General features: G+C 40.9%; 18 protein-coding genes. 3 read left to right on the plus strand and 15 right to left on the minus strand.

Annotated elements, in window-relative coordinates:
- Nucleotides 1-139: 139 nt before the first annotated feature.
- Nucleotides 140-898 carry a hypothetical protein gene (locus RYX56_RS08585; RefSeq protein WP_317121657.1) on the plus strand — a complete coding sequence of 253 codons (759 nt, stop codon included), beginning with the start codon at nt 140-142 and terminating at the stop codon, nt 896-898.
- Between the two features lie 44 nt (nt 899-942).
- Here RYX56_RS08585 and RYX56_RS08590 read toward each other — a convergent pair whose 3' ends face one another.
- Entirely contained in the window at nt 943-1,812 is an 870-nt protein-coding gene (locus RYX56_RS08590) for a permease prefix domain 1-containing protein (RefSeq protein WP_317121658.1), read from the minus strand.
- A gap of 5 nt (nt 1,813-1,817) precedes the next feature.
- Nucleotides 1,818-2,138 (minus strand): PadR family transcriptional regulator, encoded by a 321-nt coding sequence (locus tag RYX56_RS08595; protein WP_317121659.1) that lies wholly within the window; start codon nt 2,136-2,138, stop codon nt 1,818-1,820.
- A 562-nt stretch (nt 2,139-2,700) separates the two neighbouring features.
- Here RYX56_RS08595 and RYX56_RS08600 point away from each other — a divergent pair.
- Nucleotides 2,701-2,895 (plus strand): hypothetical protein, encoded by a 195-nt coding sequence (locus tag RYX56_RS08600; protein ID WP_317121660.1) that lies wholly within the window; start codon nt 2,701-2,703, stop codon nt 2,893-2,895.
- Between the two features lie 192 nt (nt 2,896-3,087).
- On the opposite strand, the gene RYX56_RS08605 is transcribed toward RYX56_RS08600, so the two are convergent.
- From RYX56_RS08605 to RYX56_RS08615, 3 genes are all read right to left on the minus strand, one after another.
- Nucleotides 3,088-4,491 (minus strand): APC family permease, encoded by a 1,404-nt coding sequence (locus tag RYX56_RS08605; RefSeq protein ID WP_317121661.1) that lies wholly within the window; start codon nt 4,489-4,491, stop codon nt 3,088-3,090.
- Between the two features lie 120 nt (nt 4,492-4,611).
- Nucleotides 4,612-6,033, minus strand: a complete 1,422-nt coding sequence (locus tag RYX56_RS08610) for an aldehyde dehydrogenase family protein (RefSeq protein ID WP_317121662.1) — start codon at nt 6,031-6,033, stop codon at nt 4,612-4,614.
- Between the two features lie 17 nt (nt 6,034-6,050).
- Nucleotides 6,051-7,379, minus strand: coding sequence for an aminotransferase family protein (locus RYX56_RS08615; RefSeq protein ID WP_317121663.1), 1,329 nt, complete (start codon nt 7,377-7,379; stop codon nt 6,051-6,053).
- 236 nt (nt 7,380-7,615) lie between these two features.
- On the opposite strand from RYX56_RS08615, the gene RYX56_RS08620 reads away from it, so the two are divergent.
- Nucleotides 7,616-9,007, plus strand: a complete 1,392-nt coding sequence (locus tag RYX56_RS08620) for a sigma-54 interaction domain-containing protein (protein WP_439108480.1) — start codon at nt 7,616-7,618, stop codon at nt 9,005-9,007.
- Nucleotides 9,008-9,048: 41 nt separating this feature from the next.
- Here RYX56_RS08620 and RYX56_RS08625 read toward each other — a convergent pair whose 3' ends face one another.
- From RYX56_RS08625 to RYX56_RS08670, 10 genes are all read right to left on the minus strand, one after another.
- Entirely contained in the window at nt 9,049-9,987 is a 939-nt protein-coding gene (locus RYX56_RS08625; protein ID WP_317121665.1) for an agmatinase family protein, read from the minus strand.
- A 99-nt stretch (nt 9,988-10,086) separates the two neighbouring features.
- Entirely contained in the window at nt 10,087-10,752 is a 666-nt protein-coding gene (gene deoC / locus RYX56_RS08630; protein ID WP_317121666.1) for a deoxyribose-phosphate aldolase, read from the minus strand.
- On the minus strand, nt 10,749-11,675 hold the full coding sequence (gene rbsK, locus RYX56_RS08635) for a ribokinase (protein WP_317121936.1): 927 nt from the start codon (nt 11,673-11,675) through the stop codon (nt 10,749-10,751). Before rbsK ends, deoC begins: the two co-directional genes overlap by 4 nt.
- A gap of 18 nt (nt 11,676-11,693) precedes the next feature.
- Nucleotides 11,694-12,650, minus strand: a complete 957-nt coding sequence (locus tag RYX56_RS08640; protein WP_317121667.1) for a substrate-binding domain-containing protein — start codon at nt 12,648-12,650, stop codon at nt 11,694-11,696.
- An 18-nt stretch (nt 12,651-12,668) separates the two neighbouring features.
- Complete coding sequence (locus RYX56_RS08645; RefSeq protein WP_317121668.1) at nt 12,669-13,637, minus strand: ABC transporter permease subunit; 969 nt, start codon at nt 13,635-13,637, stop codon at nt 12,669-12,671.
- Nucleotides 13,621-15,123: a sugar ABC transporter ATP-binding protein gene (locus RYX56_RS08650; RefSeq protein ID WP_317121669.1), complete on the minus strand. Its 1,503-nt coding sequence runs from the start codon at nt 15,121-15,123 to the stop codon at nt 13,621-13,623. Before RYX56_RS08650 ends, RYX56_RS08645 begins: the two co-directional genes overlap by 17 nt.
- A gap of 33 nt (nt 15,124-15,156) precedes the next feature.
- Nucleotides 15,157-15,555 carry a D-ribose pyranase gene (gene rbsD / locus RYX56_RS08655; RefSeq protein WP_317121670.1) on the minus strand — a complete coding sequence of 133 codons (399 nt, stop codon included), beginning with the start codon at nt 15,553-15,555 and terminating at the stop codon, nt 15,157-15,159.
- A 47-nt stretch (nt 15,556-15,602) separates the two neighbouring features.
- The gene (locus RYX56_RS08660; protein ID WP_317121671.1) at nt 15,603-16,619 is read right to left on the minus strand and encodes a LacI family DNA-binding transcriptional regulator; all 1,017 of its coding nucleotides are present in this window, start codon (nt 16,617-16,619) and stop codon (nt 15,603-15,605) included.
- 169 nt (nt 16,620-16,788) lie between these two features.
- On the minus strand, nt 16,789-16,986 hold the full coding sequence (locus RYX56_RS08665) for a PLDc N-terminal domain-containing protein (RefSeq protein ID WP_317121672.1): 198 nt from the start codon (nt 16,984-16,986) through the stop codon (nt 16,789-16,791).
- Between the two features lie 117 nt (nt 16,987-17,103).
- On the minus strand, nt 17,104-18,489 hold the full coding sequence (locus RYX56_RS08670) for a S8 family serine peptidase (RefSeq protein WP_317121673.1): 1,386 nt from the start codon (nt 18,487-18,489) through the stop codon (nt 17,104-17,106).
- Nucleotides 18,490-18,586: the final 97 nt, after the last annotated feature.

An 18,586-nucleotide genomic window follows, 5' to 3' on the forward strand; every position in this document is an offset into this window, starting at 1 on the left:
AAATAAAACGAGAACATAAGTTCTCATTTTATTATTATGACAGATTATTTGAATTTTTTCATCCAAGTTGTTAATTAGCGTACTTATTCCTTTTTATCGTATGTAAGGCAAATACAACAACAGAAAAGGAAGTGTTACTATGTACAGAATTATTAATGGAGCTTATCTTTCTGATCAGGAGACGACCAACACAATTAAGGAGCTTAGTAAGTTGCAGGCTTATCACGACTTAATGGAGGTACTAAGTAAAGAATTAGGAACATCTATTAAAAACCTAAAAGTTAAGAAAGCTTATCAACTCAATGCTAAGGGTGAACGTAAGGATGAAGGGGAAACCTTCTTCACAACTAAATCGTTAACATTAACGGATACTAACGAGTCATTAGTCATTGATTTTAGTGACGTTCATTATGAATCTCCTTTACTAGACGATGTAGTATTAATTAGTGGATCTATTTTTAAGAATGTAGATGAAAATACGAAGCTTCAGAAAGTATTTACTGTTACTGAAGATGGTATTGAGGTTACACTGAAAAATCTAGTGGCAGAAGCCGTATTAGAAGGGTTATATCTAGAGGAAAACCTACCGAATGATCCTGGTTTCAAAGCGGGTGTTTATAACGAGGATGCAGTCGAAACCGCTGCTTGGTATGATTTCTGTGCACCTGGTGGATATCAGCATTGTGGATCAGGTTGCGGGTACGGCATGAAGTATGGGGGAGGTTCGCCAATTAATTCTACCGACTCATGCTGCGTAAGACATGACAACTGCTGGAAAGTATACGGTAGAAATGACGCATGCTGCGATAAAATGTTCCTTGATTGTTTAACGGGAATTTATACAGTGACTGCTACTGCTGCCAAAGCGTGGTTTGGTAGTAACGCAAAGAAATGCTAAAGTTAAAAAACCTGTTGTGAATCTCACAACAGGTTTTTCCTATTTTAAAAATTAAACTGTGTAGATAGAAATAATACTAACGTTACGACTGAAAGAGACACCTTTAAAATTCTGAATGTCGTTTCATGCTTTCTTGATTTTAATTCTCCTAGCACGAATGCGATCCATAGAACGATTAAGCCAATTGGAATAGCAAGGTATACAAATGATTCAGGAGAAAAAATCAATAAACCAGCAGCATATAATAAACTTGCTCCTAAAACCACAATTCCAGTGAGAATAGTAGTAATCATAATAACGCCTCTTTTCTGCTTTTGTATTTGGGTAAAGATTAATTCGATTGGTTGATAAATAACGCCTAAATAGATTTGGCTAAGAGCCAATATGATTGATACAGCAAACACCCCTACGAAAAGGCTATATAAGAGGGTGTTGCTTTGTATTCCATCCATTAAAAGAAGACCATATGAACTTAGAATCATCTGCCAAACGAGTAGGACTATCAAAAATAACCTTTGATTAGCTCCCCTAGAAGGCTTTTTGACAAAATATAATAGGAGTAAACTTGATAAAACGACTAACGTTACCCAAATAAAAGGAATATACTCATGTGCAAGATACGTTGTAAACGCGAGAGCTACTGCAAACAAGACCGTCATTAAACTAACTAAAAGTAATAATGGTTTTCTATATGGAAAGAAGGATCTATTTAACTCTTTGCCGACCTCTTCTCCTTCACCAAAAGCTTTTTTAGATTTATCAATGGCTGTAGCTTCGTCATACCCTTGGCTCTTGTAGTCATTTACTTTGTCTTGAAAATGTGTAGCAAGTTCTCCTTTTAGATCTTCTTTATTCGTAGGATTTAATTCGATATAACTCATAACTCTTTCTATATAATCATTTACACCATGCATAGCCATCACCCCTTGTTAACCTCTTCAATAATCTTATTAATCAATTTCCAATTATTAAGTTTTTCTTGATGAAGTTCTTCCCCTAAAGCGGTAATACGGTAATACTTTCTTCGGGCCCCTTTGCCCCCCTCTCCCCAATAGGATTCTATAATCTTTTTTCTATCTAATCTTTTTAATACCGAGTAGAGAGTGCCTTCACTCAGTTCAAATTCAGTTCCAGTGATTTGATTTACTGTGTTTATAATCATAAAACCATACATATCTTCATTTTTAAGTAAAGAAAGGATCATTAAATCCATGTTTCCTTTCCATTGCTCTTTATCCATATTTTCACTCCTTTACAATTAAATTAACACATAGTACCTCGTTATGCAAGGTACTTTTAAAAGTTATGGTTGTTATTTTTTTGTGTTATCCCTTTTTAATAGGTGTAGGTCATTAAAAGAGAAAGGAGTGAAGAAGTTATGATTAGAAAAAGTGAGTTAAAAGCGACAGAAAAAGTCACGGCTCAGTACATGGAATTTTGTGTCCAAGACCGTAAGTATTGTCAATGCTTTGATTGCAAAGCCACGATCGCTGTTTATTCAAACGGCCAACAAAGCTTCAACCGTTGTGGGTGTTAATCTTTAAGAAATAACTTGATTTGCCTTACAGATGGAAGGGAGCTATCACAACAGATAGCTCCCTTTACTATTCCTATTACAGGTGAAATTTCATAAGACAACAGCAAAAAACCATTAGCACTTGCCGGAGAGCCTAAGAGGGTCTAATAGATATGGATATAAAGATAAAGCGGCTTGATTCAAATCCCCTTTGGTGACGCCTCTTGTCGCTGTAGCACACTTTAAAGGACTACGTATTAGATTAAAACTAAGGAAAGGTGATACCATGTTTCAAAAACGACTAACAGGTCTAGGCTTTAAAGTTTCATTAGTCATTTTGATAGTATTAGTTGCTCTTCAATGGAGCTTGTATGTGTTAAATATTGAGGGCATTACCAGTGGATTCTTTTTTATCTCGATCCTCATAGTGTTTCTCTTTTGGGCATTCTTCATCTATAAGGATCATGCAAAGTCCAAATAGCAAGGACAATAATTATGTAAGGAGTCACGACACTATTTGGTGACTCCTATTTTGTTTTCTACTTTTGATATTGCACAAACTTTATATTTTCAACTTTTTATCGTGCTTATCGACAAGATTTCAACCTAAATAACCCCATTTTTCATCATAGAAAGAAGGTGCTCAGTATAATAAACTAAGCACCTCCTCAACTTACATCGACATTTTCTTATCACTCTTATCCTCGTTGACAATTTGTTTATACTTGCCTCTACTCATTTGTACAAAATAGTAGAAGCCAATCAGGAACCAGCCACCGAAGATCGCCCACTCAGGTCCGATTAAAGCTGCCGGCATACCTGGTAAATAGATGATCAAGAAACCGATGCTGAAAATCGTCGCAATCCAGCCTACAATTGGCGTTTTTCCAGACTTGTACGGTCGCTCCATTTCCGGCTCTCTTTTTCGCAGGAGAATAAAGGCAATCGCTACCATTAAATAAGCAATAACAATCGCCGGCCCACCACTGTTTACAAACCAAACGAGTGCAGGTCGACCGAGTAATGGACTGACAACCGCTAGTGCCCCGATAAAGAGAATCGCATTTGAAGGCGTCTTGTATTTTGGATGCAGTTTGGCGAACCATTTTGGAAGCATGTCCGATTGTGCCATCGCGAAGATCACTCGACTTCCTCCAATAATAAAGGCATTCCAGCTCGTCAGAATTCCAGCGACACCACCTACAATCAGCAATTTCCCAAAAATAGCTGAGCCAAAAAGAGTCGTCATCGCATCAGCAGTCGCTAGCTGTGTTGTTGATAAGGCAGCACCATCAAGGGCTGAAGCCACCCCGATTGCAATCAGAATGTAGAACACAATCGCGCATACAACTGAAAAGATTAATAATTTTCCGATATCTCGAGGCGGAACATTCGCTTCCTCGGCTGTTTGCGGAATGACATCAAAGCCGATGAAGAGAAAAGGAACCATAATTAAAACAGCCATAATACCCGTCGCTCCATTGATGAAAAGAGGTTCAAAGTTGGAGCTATTTCCATTGAAGGCCGACCCAAATATGAGCATTAAGCCCATTAAGATCACACTAGCCGTTAAGATGACTTGAATTTTTGCTGCTGGCTTTAAGCCAAAATAGTTGATCGCCATCACAAAGATCGAGCCACCTACCCCAACTAACACCCATGAGGCGTAGACATCCCAGCCGGCAATCGTCCACATGTACCCAACTTGATAATTTGGGAAGATGTATTCAATGACCGTCGGCAAGGCAACAGCTTCAAATGCGACAACCGATACATACCCTAATGTGATCGCCCATGAAGCGATAAACGCCGCTTTATTTCCCATCGCCCGATGAACATAGACATGTTCCCCGCCGACTTTCGGCATAGCCGATGCAAGCTCCGCATATGTAAGACCGACAAAGGTAACCAATAGGCCACCAATAATGAAGGCTAACACTGTTCCTAGGGAGCCGGCAGAAGTGAGCCAAGCTTCAGATAAAACGACCCACCCCCAACCAAGCATCGCACCAACTGAAAGGACAAAAACATCAAGACGAGATAACACTTTATTAAGTTCTGGCTTTTGATTTTGCAAAAAACACACGACCTTTCCACTTTTTCAATTTCTCTCCATGTTCTCTCTATTTCTCTACTGATGCTAAGTGGCTCTCTCTTTTTTTAGCCGAGGGTTTTCTGGTTTTAGTTTGTATCCTCGTTAATTACGATTAAAAATAACCAGCTTCTTCTCCGTCATTTCTTCGATTGCATATTTGATTCCTTCACGCCCGACTCCACTTTCTTTCACCCCGCCGTAAGGCATATGGTCAACGCGGAAGGTTGGAATATCATTGATTAAGACGCCACCTACATGAAGATTTTCTGCAGCATCTAAGGCTGTATGAATATTTTCTGTATAAATCCCAGCCTGCAAGCCATAATCAGAGTCATTTACAGCTTCGATCGCTTTGTCGACATTTTCCACTTTGTTAATGAGGACAATCGGTGCGAATACTTCTTGGCATGATACTTTTTGAGCAGGGTCGACATCTAGAAGAACCGTCGGCAATAAGACATTCTCTTCTGCCGTGCCACCTATCGCTATTTTTGCCCCATGTGCTTCTGCCTCTTGAATCCAGCTTAACGTCCGGTCGACATCTTTCGGGCTAATGAGAGCCGAAACATCTGTTGTCTCTTCTAGTGGACTACCGATTTTTAATTGCTTTGTTTTCTCTACAAATTTTTCTACGAATGCCTCATAGACTTCTTCTACGACGAAGATTCGTTGCAATGAAATACACACTTGTCCTTGAAACGAAAAGGCCCCCGTCACACATCTTGAAATGATCTTATCAAGATCGACCCCTTTATCAATAATAACAGCCGCATTTGATCCAAGCTCTAATGTAACACGTTTTAAACCGGCTTTATTACGAATGCCGATTCCGACCGCTGGGCTTCCCGTGAACGAAATCTTGCTGACTCGATCGTCTTTGACAATCTTCTCGCCAATGACAGAACCACTACCTGTTACAACATTGAGAGCTCCTGCCGGCAAGCCTGCCTCGTAAAATAGTTCCGCGATAAAAAAGGCGGATAATGGGGTTTGATTCGCTGGCTTTAAGACGACGGTATTCCCTGCTGCAATCGCCGGTCCTACTTTATGTGCGACTAGATTCATCGGAAAGTTGAATGGCGTAATCGCTCCAATGACACCGATCGGTTCAGAGACGGTGTAAGCAACTCTGCCTTCTCCACCAGGTGCTGCATCAAGGGGAATTGTTTCCCCGTGAATCCGTTTCGCTTCTTCTGCAGCGAATTTATACGTTTGCACCGTACGATCCACTTCACCCTTTGCAACCGTAATCGGTTTTGCTGCTTCAAGGGCAATGATTTTTGCGGCCTCATCGGCTCTTTCCTGTAGTAAAGAAGCGACTTTTTCTAGGATCAACGCGCGCTTATAACTTGGCATCTTTGCCATCGTCTCTCGTGCTTGGTATGCTGCTTCTAGTGCAAGGTCCACTTCGCTTTCATCAGCTGCAGCAATTTGTGCAATCTCTTCTCTACTATAAGGGGCGAAAAGGGGCGTGTAGTTTTTTGCTTCCACCTTCTTGCCATTAATCAATAGATCTTTCTTCATGCCTTCATCTCCTCTTCCTATGCGTTGGTTTTTTCGCTTGGTACAATTGCTGAAAAGGTTTCCGATAAAATCGTCATCATTTGCTCGATCTCTTCTTTATTGATCGTTAGTGGTGGAGCAAAGACGAGTGTGTCCTGCCCATCAAAGACAACTGATCGTAGAACGAGACCACGTTTTGCTGCTTCTGTTACAACAAGCGGGGCTAAAGGCGTTGCAAATCTCTCATTCGTTTGTTGATCTTTAACGATTTCAACCGCTCCCATTAAACCGAGGGCACGAACTTCGCCGATGAGGTTGTGTTTACTTTGTAGCTTTTGGAAACCAGCGAGCAATTCCTCACCCATCTCTTTTGCGTTGTCAATTAACTGTTCTCGTTCGATGATTTCAAGGTTTTTCAAGGCAACACGACAAGCGGTCGCGTGGCCACTGTACGTATAGCCGTGCAAGAGAGTTCCTGTTGAATGGTCTTTGAACGCTTGATGTACCTGATCAGAAATCATCACACCGCCAAGCTGCGCATAGCCACTTGTGACACCTTTAGCAAAGCACATCATGTCTGGTACGACACCGTAATGCTCAATCCCAAAATACGTTCCAGTCCGTCCAAATCCTGTGATGACTTCATCTGTGATAAATAAAATGTCATATTGATCACAAATCGCTCGCACTTCTTTGAAATACGTTTCCGGTGCGATATGAACCCCCCCAGCTCCTTGAACCGGCTCTGCTACAAATGCCGCAATGCTATCAGCGCCTTCTGTTTCAATGAATTCGCGCAGAGCATCAGGTGAAAAATGATCGACGTAATGAAAGTCTGGAGCAAGCGAATTCGTAAAGTCGCGGAAAGGCTTCAATCCGGTTGCACTGGTCGCCCCCATCGCCACACCGTGATACGACTTCGTTCTCGTCACAATCTTCTTCTTTTCTGGTTGACCTTTTAAAATCCAATAATGTCTCGCGAGCTTATAGGCTGTATCATTTGATTCCGAACCTCCTGATGTGAAAAAGGTTGCTGATAAATGACCAGGTGCGACTTCTGCTAGTTTAGCAGCTAATCGAATTGCCGGCTCATTGCTATAGGTCGCAAAACAAGAGCTAAATGCCAATGTCGACATTTGTTCCTTTGCCACCTCGCCCATTTCCTCGCGACCATGACCAATATTGACATTCCATAAAGAAGACATCCCGTCAATGACTCTTCTGCCTTGGATATCCTCTAAAAAGACCCCTTCTCCTTTTGTGAAAATAAAACCAGGTCCATCCTGCTGTTGTTGTTGAACCGGTGACGTGGGATGAAGAAAGTGCTTTTTATCTAATTCCATTAACTCTTGGATTTCATGGTTCATGTTGATCGCTCCCTCTTTGAAATGATTGTTTGTCTATTTATATTGCAAGACTTGTGCCAATTTTTCCGTGCCGTATATCAAGGCCTCCAGCCTGCTTTGATCAACTTTTAAATCAAATGTTGTTATTTTTGATTTAAAAGTTGATTATTCACTCAATTTAATCAATAATTAAATCAATAGAAGAAAGCGTTTTTTTTGAGAAAGGGGGACTTCGATTGGGAGAAGAATTGGAATTAATGCTTGCCAAAATTATTGAGACATCCAATAACAACATCACGATTACAGACGAGCATGGTACCATCGTCTACTCCAACCCTACTCATTGGACGATGTATGGACTCGAGGCTGACGCGTATATTGGTAAGTCTGTTTATGAGTTAGAAGAAAGCGGCGTTCTTTCCCCTTCGATTAATGCTCTTGTTTTAAAGGAGAAAAAAGAGGTTCAAATTCTCCAACATACAACGTCCGGAAAAGTCGTGATGTCGACGGGTTTTCCTATTTTCAATAAAGAAGGGCGTTTAGTGAGAGTCGTCAGTTATAGCCAAGACCAAACGGAAATTGTGAAGCTGCAAAAACAGTACCAACAATTGCAATCGAAAATGGCGGGCTATCAAACAGAAGTCGAAGAGCTACGTGAAAAAGAAGCGAGTCATCATCCGATTTTATTTCGCAGTTCAACGATGCAGCATATTTTCACAACGATTCAACGAGTCGCCAAGACGGATGCCAGCATCTTATTTTTAGGGGAATCCGGAGTCGGAAAAAGCACCCTTGCTCGCTATATTCACGATCAAAGTGAACGTCATAAAGAACCATTTATTGAAGTGAACTGTAGTACGATTCCTGAGACATTATTTGAATCGGAAATGTTCGGGTATGAACCAGGTTCCTTTACAGGGGCACATAAATCCGGAAAGCAAGGATTGATCGAACAAGCTGATCAAGGCACGTTATTCTTAGATGAGATCGGAGAGTTACCTCTGTCGATTCAAGTGAAATTACTGAAGGTGCTGCAGGAGAAAAAGATGATGAGGGTCGGCGGAAAGGAAGAGCGTCACGTTAATTTCAGGCTCATTACGGCCACGAATCAGCCTTTAAAGAAGATGGTAGACGCGGGGACATTTCGCTTCGATCTGTATTATCGCTTGAATGTCATTCCGATTCGCATTCCCCCTTTAGTCGAGAGGCCGGACGATATCCCAATCCTCCTGCAACATTACTTACAATTGATCAACGACAAATACAACGTAGAGAAAAAGCTCCACGCGACAACCTATGATTTATTGGTTCATTATGAATGGCCTGGAAATGTGCGTGAGATGGAAAATTTACTGGAACGCCTCATCTTAACGATTGAGGATCCTGTTATCCGACCTGAACACCTGCCGATCGAGCTACAGAAAACTAGGAAGGAAGCAGTCGAATACCCAACAAGCTTTGATGCGAATAGAGAAGAAAAGAAAACATTGAAAGAAACAGTAGAAGAAGTCGAGATCGAGATGATCGCTAGAGCCTATCAGCAATGCAAAACGACGTATGAAATGGCTGAGGTTTTGGGGGTCAGCCAACCATCAGTGATGTACAAAATGAAGAAATACAAAGATCGACTCCGTTTGAATACGACATAAAAGCATTCTTCTCATGACCGAGAAGAATGCTTTTTACCTAATTATTTACGATTCTCAACAACGCCAGCCAATGCATACAGCGCAATCATTGACGCAAAGTGACTGGAGACATTGTTTGGATCTTGTTGTGGGTAGACTTCGACAAAGTCCATACCAACAATCCCACGCTTTGTGAATTCATAAATTAAGGTCAAAAGTTCATACGATGTTAAGCCATTTCCATCTACAGGTCCACCTGGATTAAAGGCAAAATCAAGTACGTCACTACAAACCGAAAGATAAACAACATCGACGCCTTCACTTGCTTGATCATACAGATCAGCTGCTAGCTTACGGATGTCTTTGGCTTCACGGATGTCATTGATCGTCACCGTTTTCGCACCAGCATCACGGGCAAACTTGCCAGTCTCTGGCTTGTTACGTGGGCCGTGAATTCCGGCATGAATCAGGCTCTCATTTCTAACTCCATCCAGCTCATACATTCTCGCAAATGGAGTTGAGCGTGCGTATTTATCACCATCTTGATGCGGCATATTATCGTAATGGGCATCAAGGTGAAGAATGCCGACTTTTCCTTCTGTTCGTTCGGTTAATGCTTTAACGATCGGATAGGTAATCCCGTGGTCACCACCAAGGGCGAGCGGAAATTTACCTGACTCCCACATCTTCCCTGCAAATGACTCAATTCGGTTCATCGTCTCCACCACATCGGCAGGAACAACATCGACATCACCCATATCAGCCAGCTTTAAATGTTGAAAAACATCAATATGATCAAGCTCCGGCAAGTAGCCGCTGTAACGACCTGAACAGAGGCGCATCACTTTCGGTCCAAGCTCGCAACCGGTGTAATCTCCCCATGTTACAGCTCCTTCCCAAGGTACACCATAGATCAGGACATCTGAATCCTCCGTTGATTCGGTTGTTCCGTTAATTGCCCCCAAGAAAGGCGGCGTATTTCCATAAATGTTCTCACTCATCCAACCCACTCCTCGCTTCAATAGTCACCCTCTTTATATACCCTCTTTTGGCTGGGAGTAACCACAAAAAAATGGACCTGATTATAGGTCCATTTATTTTTAATATGTTGTTTTACTTGTCGTACCCTGAAGGATCTCTTTGCCAGAACTTGTGCCGATTCGAGTTGCACCTGCTTTGATCATGGTAAGAGCCGTCTCTTGGTCTCTTACTCCACCAGAAGCTTTCACTTCTGCCTGATCACCAACTATGTTTTTCATTAGTTCTATATCTGAGACCGTTGCATAACCCGGTCCAAACCCTGTTGATGTTTTGACAAACTGAGCTCCTGCCTCCACAGCAAGCTTACAAGCTACACGCTTCTCTTCATCTGTTAACATTCCTGTTTCAATAATGACTTTCACAGGGACTCCTTTAGCTGCTTCAACAACTTTTTCAATATCTCCCTTAACTAAAGAGTGGTTATTAGACTTAAGTTCGCCTATATTGATTACCATATCCACTTCAGTTGCGCCTAATTTTATTGAATCAATGGTTTCATTCACTTTAGTGCTTGTCGTCGTCATTCCAAGTGGGAATCCAATAACAGTTGTGATTCCGACCGACGATTCACCTAGACGTTTTTTTGCAATTGTAATCCATGATGGGTGGATACAGACCGTTGCAAACCTGTATTTTACCGCTTCATCACATAGAAGCTCGATATCTGATTGTGTAGCTTCTGGCTTTAATAACGTATGATCAATGTAAGATGCTAAATTTGTCAAGACTCCTTCACCTGTTCCCTTTCTAGAAAATGTTCTACTTCCTTTTGGGTAGGCATTGCTGGGGAAGTTCCTACTTTAGTCACAGATAAAGCAGCGACTGCATTTGCTCTTTTTGCTGCCTCATTAATAGATAATCCGCTTGCAATAAAGGTTGTGAAGCCACCGTTAAAGGCATCACCAGCACCTGTTGTGTCAACAGCATCTACTGTAAATCCTTCGATTAAACGGCCTTGATCACTTCCATCATAAATGTAGCATCCTTTTTTCCCAAGGGTAATAATAACGTTTGGAATACCTGCATTAAAAAGATTAATTGCAGCTTCTTTTGCAGTTTTTTCATCATGGACAGTAATACCTGTTAATAAACTTGCTTCTGTTTCATTTGGTGTAATATAGGTTACCTTTTTTAGTACCTCCGCTCTTACATCTTGAAAGGGAGCAGGATTCAATACAACCGGCTTTCCTAATTCATTTGCTAGGTTAATTGTTGCTTCAACTGCTTCAATAGAAGTTTCTAATTGTACTAGGATAATATCAGCATTTATGAAGGCTTCCCTTGCTTGTTGTACATCTTCACTCGTCAAATTCCCACATGCTCCTAGTGAAACAACAATCATATTTTCACTATGTTGATCGACTGCAATTAGCGCGGCACCAGTCGCTTCGTGCTCATCTTTTGTAATATAAGTTGTTTGTATTGATTCTTGTTCGAAATTTTTTATTGCTTCCTCACCAAATAAGTCTTGACCAACTTTTGTAATCATCGTGACGCTTGCCCCCTGGCGAGAGGCGGCAACCGCTTGGTTACCGCCCTTTCCACCAGGTCCCATTTGAAAAGGACCACCTAATACAGTCTCTCCAGGCTTTGGCATATGTGGCGTACGGCTCATCAAATCGACCACATAACTTCCTACTACAACCATCTTCACCACATTCAACACCTACTTTGATCTAGTCTCTATTTCATCTACATTTTCTTCCGTTACAAGTGTATTCTCCAATAAAATCAATTCTTCTACTGATTCATCTGCTAAAACTTGTAAGGCGGTGTGGATACTTTCTCGACCTAAGAAGTAAGGTGGCTCTGCTATAGTAGCACTTAAGCGCCCTTCTCTAATCGCATCTAGAGCTGGGTCAATCGCATCTGTACCAATGATTTTGATTTCATCCAAACGGCCGGCAGATTCAATTGCAGATAATGCTCCCATTACCATCTCATCATTTGCCGCATATACAGCATCAATTTCTTTATTGGCTTGAAGAATATCCTCCATGACACTTAATGCTTGCCCACGGTCAAAGTTAGCCGATTGCTTTGCAATAATATTGATTCCATCTACACCTTCTAAGTGGTCATTAAAGCCTTGACTACGGTCACGCCCAACATTTGTTCCAAGGATCCCTTGAATCTCAACTACATTTCCTGATCCACCTAATACTTCCTCTACATACGTAGCAGCGATTGTACCTGAGCGAAGAGCATCAAATCCGATATGGGATACAACATCTCCTCCACTAGCTTGACGATCTACTGTTATAACTGGAACGCCTCTTTCATTTGCTAATACAACCGCTTGTGCAGCTGCATCACTATCAACAGGATTTAAGATTAATAGATCTAAGTTTTGTTGTAGTAAGTTTTCTACATCTGACATCTGTTTACCTGGATCACCTTGAGAGTCTGTTACCACAAGATTAAGTCCTTCAGCTTCAGCAGTCTCTTCTGCCCCATCTTTTAGATCAACAAAGAAAGGGTTGTTTAAAGTATTCATCGCTAGACCAACCTTGTACGAATCTCCACTTTCTTCCCCTTCAGCATTTGAACTAGCTTCTTCCCCACAAGCTGCTAACATCATTACCAGAAAACCTACCATAAGTATCCCTAACCATTTTTTCATCTTCCATCCCCCATTACTTTATTTTTTTAATTTGGCTAATTTACTATCAACCAAAACGGCAACCAAAATCACAATCCCTTTAGCAATATCTTGATAGAAAGGAGACACATTCATCAAATTCAAAATGTTATCTAGAACCCCCATGATCAAAGCACCAATAATTGTGCCAGTAACTCCACCTTTTCCACCAGTAAGTCTGGTACCACCAATAATGACTGCAGCAATTGCATCAAGTTCAATCCCCATTCCAGCATTCGGCTGAGCTGACATTAATCTTGATGTATAAATTAGAGCAGAGATTGAAGCGAATAGCCCAGCTAATGCATAAACTGCCACTTTAACTTTGTTAACTGAGATTCCAGCTAATCGAGCCGCTTCCTCATTTCCACCAATTGCATAGATGTAACGACCAAATGTTGTATGTTTTAACACCCAATACATAATGATGAAAATCAACAGCATCAAAATGATCGGGAAAGGAATTCCAAATACAGAGCCTCCACCTATAAACCTAAACCCTGGATCACTTATTACGATAGGGTTCCCTTGTGTATAAACAAGAGTCATTCCTCTGGCTATAACCATAACTGCTAAAGTAGCAATGAAAGCCGGAACAGCCCCTTTAGCAACAATTAATCCATTCACAGCTCCCATCAGTACTCCAATTGCCATACAAATTAATATTGCAATTGGGAATGCTACACCTGCTGTGATAACACCTGCTGCCACAGCTCCTGTAAACGCCATGACGGAACCCACTGATAAATCTATACCTGCTGTCAAAATCACTAAAGTCATTCCAACTGAAACAATCGCGACGATTGATACCTGTCTGAATACATTTAATAAGTTACTCGCTGTAAAAAAAGCATCCGAAAGTAAACTAGCGACTAAAATAAGAGCCAAGAAGATGATTAGTACGCGGTATTTATCGAGTAACAATAACATATGAACCCACCGTTGTTTATCTTCAGCTTGTTTTTCCATGAGTATCACCCCCTGTTGCATAGTAGAAAATTTTCTCTTGTGTTGCTTCTTCAATAGGCAGCTCTCCACTAATTCTTCCTTCATGCATAACAGCAATTCGGTTAGCCATTCCTAGTAATTCTGGCATTTCAGAAGAAATGAGGATAATAGCAATTCCTTCATTCGTTAGGTCTTTCATTATTTTATAAATTTCCGTTTTAGCTCCAATATCGATTCCTCTTGTAGGTTCATTTAAAATAAGTAACTTAGGATTCATCTGTAGCCATTTCCCAAGGACAACTTTTTGTTGATTTCCACCACTGAGAGTTCGTACTTCAACGTGAGGTTCGTGTACTTTAATCTTCAAATCATTAATCCATTTATCAACAATTTGATCCATTTTTGTTTTGTTTAAGATACCTGTTTTAGAAATCCGTCTATAAAATGGCATCAATAAATTCTCATAGACTGAGAGATCTAAGATGACACCTTCACTCTTTCGATCATCTGTTACAAGAGCAATTCCCGCATCGATGGCTTCCTTAGGAGTTTCAACATCTTGACCTAGCATTGAAATGGAACCACTTTGTCTTTTATGTAAACCGAATAAAGCTTTGGACAAATCTGTTTTACCTGACCCAAGTAGCCCAGCTACACCAAGAATTTCACCCTTTTTCACCTTAAAAGAGACATCATAGAGACGATTCCGAACTGAGAGATCAGCCACCTCTAAAACAACCTCTTCTTGTGGTGTCGTTCGCTCTGGAAAGAGGTCAGTAATATCTCGTCCAACCATCATTGTTACCATGTCGTCTTTTGTTACATTTGCTACGAGCTCTGATCCAATGTACTCACCATCACGTAACACGACAATACGATCAGCTACTTTCACGACCTCTTCAAGTCGATGGGTAATGAAAATGATCCCTAGCCCCTCATCTGATAACGCTTTCATTAAATTGAGTAGTGTTTGAGTATCTTCATTGTTTAGTGTAGCCGTAGGCTCATCCATAATGAGTACATCTGATTCAAAAGATAGTGCTTTCGCAATTTCGATCAGTTGTCTTTGTGCAACAGAACAATCTGCAATTAATTGAGTAGGCGAGACATTTTTTAGCCCGACTTTTTTTAATAACTCATTTGTTTCGGTGTGCATTGCTTTCCAACTGATAATCCCCCGCACACCCTGTTGCTCTCGACCCAAAAAGATATTTTCCGCCACGGTAAGATCAGGTATAAGGTTGAATTCTTGATGGATGATACTTATTCCTAATTCTTGTGAATGCTTTGGTCCATCAATGGATACTTCTTTATCATTCAGAAAGATTTTCCCATCAGTTGGTTCATGAACGCCTGCTAATATTTTCATCAAAGTGGATTTTCCAGCACCATTCTCCCCTAGTAAAGCGACAATCTCTCCCGCTTTAACTGAAAAGTTGATTCCTTTTAGAACTTTAATACTCGAGAATGACTTTTTTATATCACGCATTTCAAGCAAATGTCCCATCGTATTTCCTCCCCTCTTTTAAGTCCTCTTAAGTTAGTACACAACCCCTCCAACTAGAATGACATTTGCATAAGACGTAAACTCTCCAGACCTAACCAGTCCTCTTGCTTGTTTCGTTCTCTCTTTGAATTCAATATGGGGAATATACTCGATTTCCGCATTAGAAAAACGATTAATGATTTCATCATGCATGTTCGGACTTGCTGTTTTTATTTCTTCTGCAATCATGATTTTCTCCACCGCAAGTTCATCTATTACCGTATCAAGCACTTCAAGAAACGGTAGGCTGCCTTCCTTTAGAGCTAAATCAATTCGCGTGTTTACTTCCTCAGGTAAAGGTAGCCCCGCATCTGTTACGACAACATAGTCCGTATGACCTGTTTCAGCTATTAATTTTGAGAGACCTGGATGTAGAATTCCTGACTTTTTCATATGCTCCTCCTAAAATGTAAACGTTTAGATTTTTGTTCAAAAAAAATTTATCCTCCTAATTTACAGGAACCTCTTACTACTAATTTTGGAGTTAAAATAAATTCTCTTTTCTTAAATGTTTGTTCTTTTTCATTTATACGATCTAATAGAAGTTGGAATGATAACTCTCCAAGATCTCTCATAGGACGCGAAACCATTGTTAATGGTGGGTTAGTGAATGTAGCGAGTTCAATGTCATCAAATCCTACAAACGATACCTCTTTACCTAATTTCCATTCTAATTGAGTCATAGATTTTATTGCTCCAATAGTCATTAGGTTATTACAAGAAAATATCGCTGTTGGTCGATCCTCTAAATGGTGAAATTGTTGTGTACAGTCAAAGCCGCTATTTTCCATGAAGTCTCCATACCCAATCCATTCTTCTTTAATGGGGAGTCCAAACTCTTCCATGGCTTGACGGTAGCCTTTATACCTTTCAAGACCGGGCGTTGTATCTTGAGGTCCACAAATTATGGCAATTTTCTCATGTCCTTGTTGAATTAAATGCCTAACTGCTTCATGAGCCCCTTCACGGTTTCCAATGAGAACGGTATCAACTTCATAATTTTTTATAGCACGGTCTACAGCAACCACTGGAATTCCAGCTTCAAGTAAGGATTTCAGCTGTTCTCCGCTTTCATCTGATGTGGTAATGATGACACCGTCCACACCTCGTTCTATAAAGTGCTCTGTGATTTTCTTTTCTATTTTCTTTGAACCACTTGAGCTACTTAGGGTTGTGAAATATCCCTTATCAATCGCTTTTCTCTCAATCCCAGCAATGACTTCCGGGAAGAAGGGGTTGCAAATATCGGGGATAATCACTCCAATGGTTTTTGTTTCTTTTCGCACCATACTTCTGGCCACTGCATTTCTAACATATTTCAAATCTTCAATTGCCTTTTGAATCCTTTCCTCTGTCGGCTTTCTGACCCCACCTTGGTGATTAATTACACGTGATACAGTAGCGACTGAAACCTGAGCTAGCTTCGCAACATCTTCAATTGTTGGTTTTCGTGTCATGATGCAACTCCTAAAATGTAAACGTTTAGATTTTTAAATTAAGTAAAATTTACCACAGCTATTTGGGAACTGCAAGATTTTTTTAAAGCGTTTACATGATTTTATTTAATATGTTCAAGAAGAGGAATCGTTCTTTAAAAAAAGAGTGTTGCATCCGCAACACTCTTCATTATTTCCGAATAAACAAATACACAATAAAGCCAATAACCGGGAAAAAGAGCGTTGCTACAAGGATAAGCAGACTGTATTCCTTACTATTTCCACTGCGTATCGAGTCACGATAACACCATATACTTGTTATGACATTTAGAATAAACCCACCAAAAATCAATAAAAAGAAAACGATAGGCCATATGAGTAGTTCCATCGATGATTCCTCCTCTTCTACAGTATTAGTTTACGTAAAAAAGGGAAAATCGTTTCATCTATTGAAAAATAAAAAAGCTGACCCCCATCATCACAGGGTCAGCAATTACGATTATTATTATTGATTGAAGGCTGCCTCCACCGCATCATAGGCATTGACATAACCTGCGCCAACTTCCCATGATTCATATCCAGGCATGTCTGTAGCTGTTTGCTCAAGTATGTCTTTTACTTCACTTGGTGTGAGTGCTGGATTGGCCTCAAGCAGTAACGCTACAATCCCAGCTACATGTGGTGTCGCCATCGACGTTCCGCTCATCGTGGTATAGAACGGAAGATACGTTGGTTCAATCAACTGAAGATCCTTTGGAGCTGAAATAACCGATAGTGGCGAGAGTACTCGTGTGGAGATGATATCGACACCCGGAGCAACGACGGTAGGCTCATCCTTCCATTCCCACTGTTCGCCGTCTATTTCAAATGTACCACCGACATCTTTCGTTCCTCTTGAAGAAAAGTTAGCCAAGCTACCGTCCTTCTCACCAGCTCCTACTGAAATGACCCACGGTGCTTTTGCATATGGATTATGCGTATCTTCAGACGGTCCTTCATTCCCTGCTGCAAATAAAACGGTTATGCCAGCATCGTACGCTTTTTTGCTTGCTACATTGATCGGATGATGCGGATCAAATTCACCCGATGAGCCCCAAGAGTTTGTGATCACTTGGATATTGTACTCGTCTTGATGTTCGATTGCATAATCAAAGCCACCAATTCCATCTAAAACGAGCAATGCAGCACCCGATCCATAGCCAATCAGATCCGCTTCAGGCGCCGCACCTGCATACTTCCCACCTGACATCGTACCCGTTCCGCCAACGGTTCCAGCTACGTGCGTTCCGTGACCTGAATTGGTGTCCGTGTTGATGACATTTTCAATGTAGGAGATTGGGATGATGCCCGTGCTTGATAAATAAGAGGTCCCTAGCACATTTTGAACGAGATTCTTTTTAAATGTATGATCCCCGTGCGTACCGTCTACTCCACTATCATTCACAACAACTCCTACCCCATTTCCTGTAACAGGTAGACCGCCATTTTGCGCAGTGAATTGTTCATCGGCACGAACTTGATTCACTCCTGTTATTTCATTGGCATCAGCATTAAAGTAAGTCAGTCTTTCGTTTAAATAAATCGACTTTACCTCTTCATCTTGCGCTAATTGTTCCACTTGCGCTTTCGTGGCGAGGGCACCGACGATCGGCAATTGATTGAGCGTAACCGCCGTCGTGATATTGAGGTTCTCTAACAGTGAGATGTTCTGCGTGGTGGGCTTGTCCTCCCCGTCAAACGTCACAATAATTTGTGCGGTCGATTTGCTTTCAAGAGCCGACCACACCTTTTCATCGACTACCGTAGACGTGGCCTCAGCTGAGGTGTGGTTGAATGCAAAAGCTTGGAGAATAAGAATAATCATCAGCATGAAAACAAGATATTTTTTCATTACGACACTCCTTCTTTTAATAGTTAGAATTGTCACACTATTATCTTGACACACGGAGAAAATTTCCACTATTCGACATTTGTACTATCTATTAGTA

It is taken from the genome of Alkalihalophilus lindianensis, from assembly GCF_032843265.1.
Taxonomy (GTDB): domain Bacteria; phylum Bacillota; class Bacilli; order Bacillales; family Bacillaceae_D; genus Alkalihalophilus; species Alkalihalophilus lindianensis.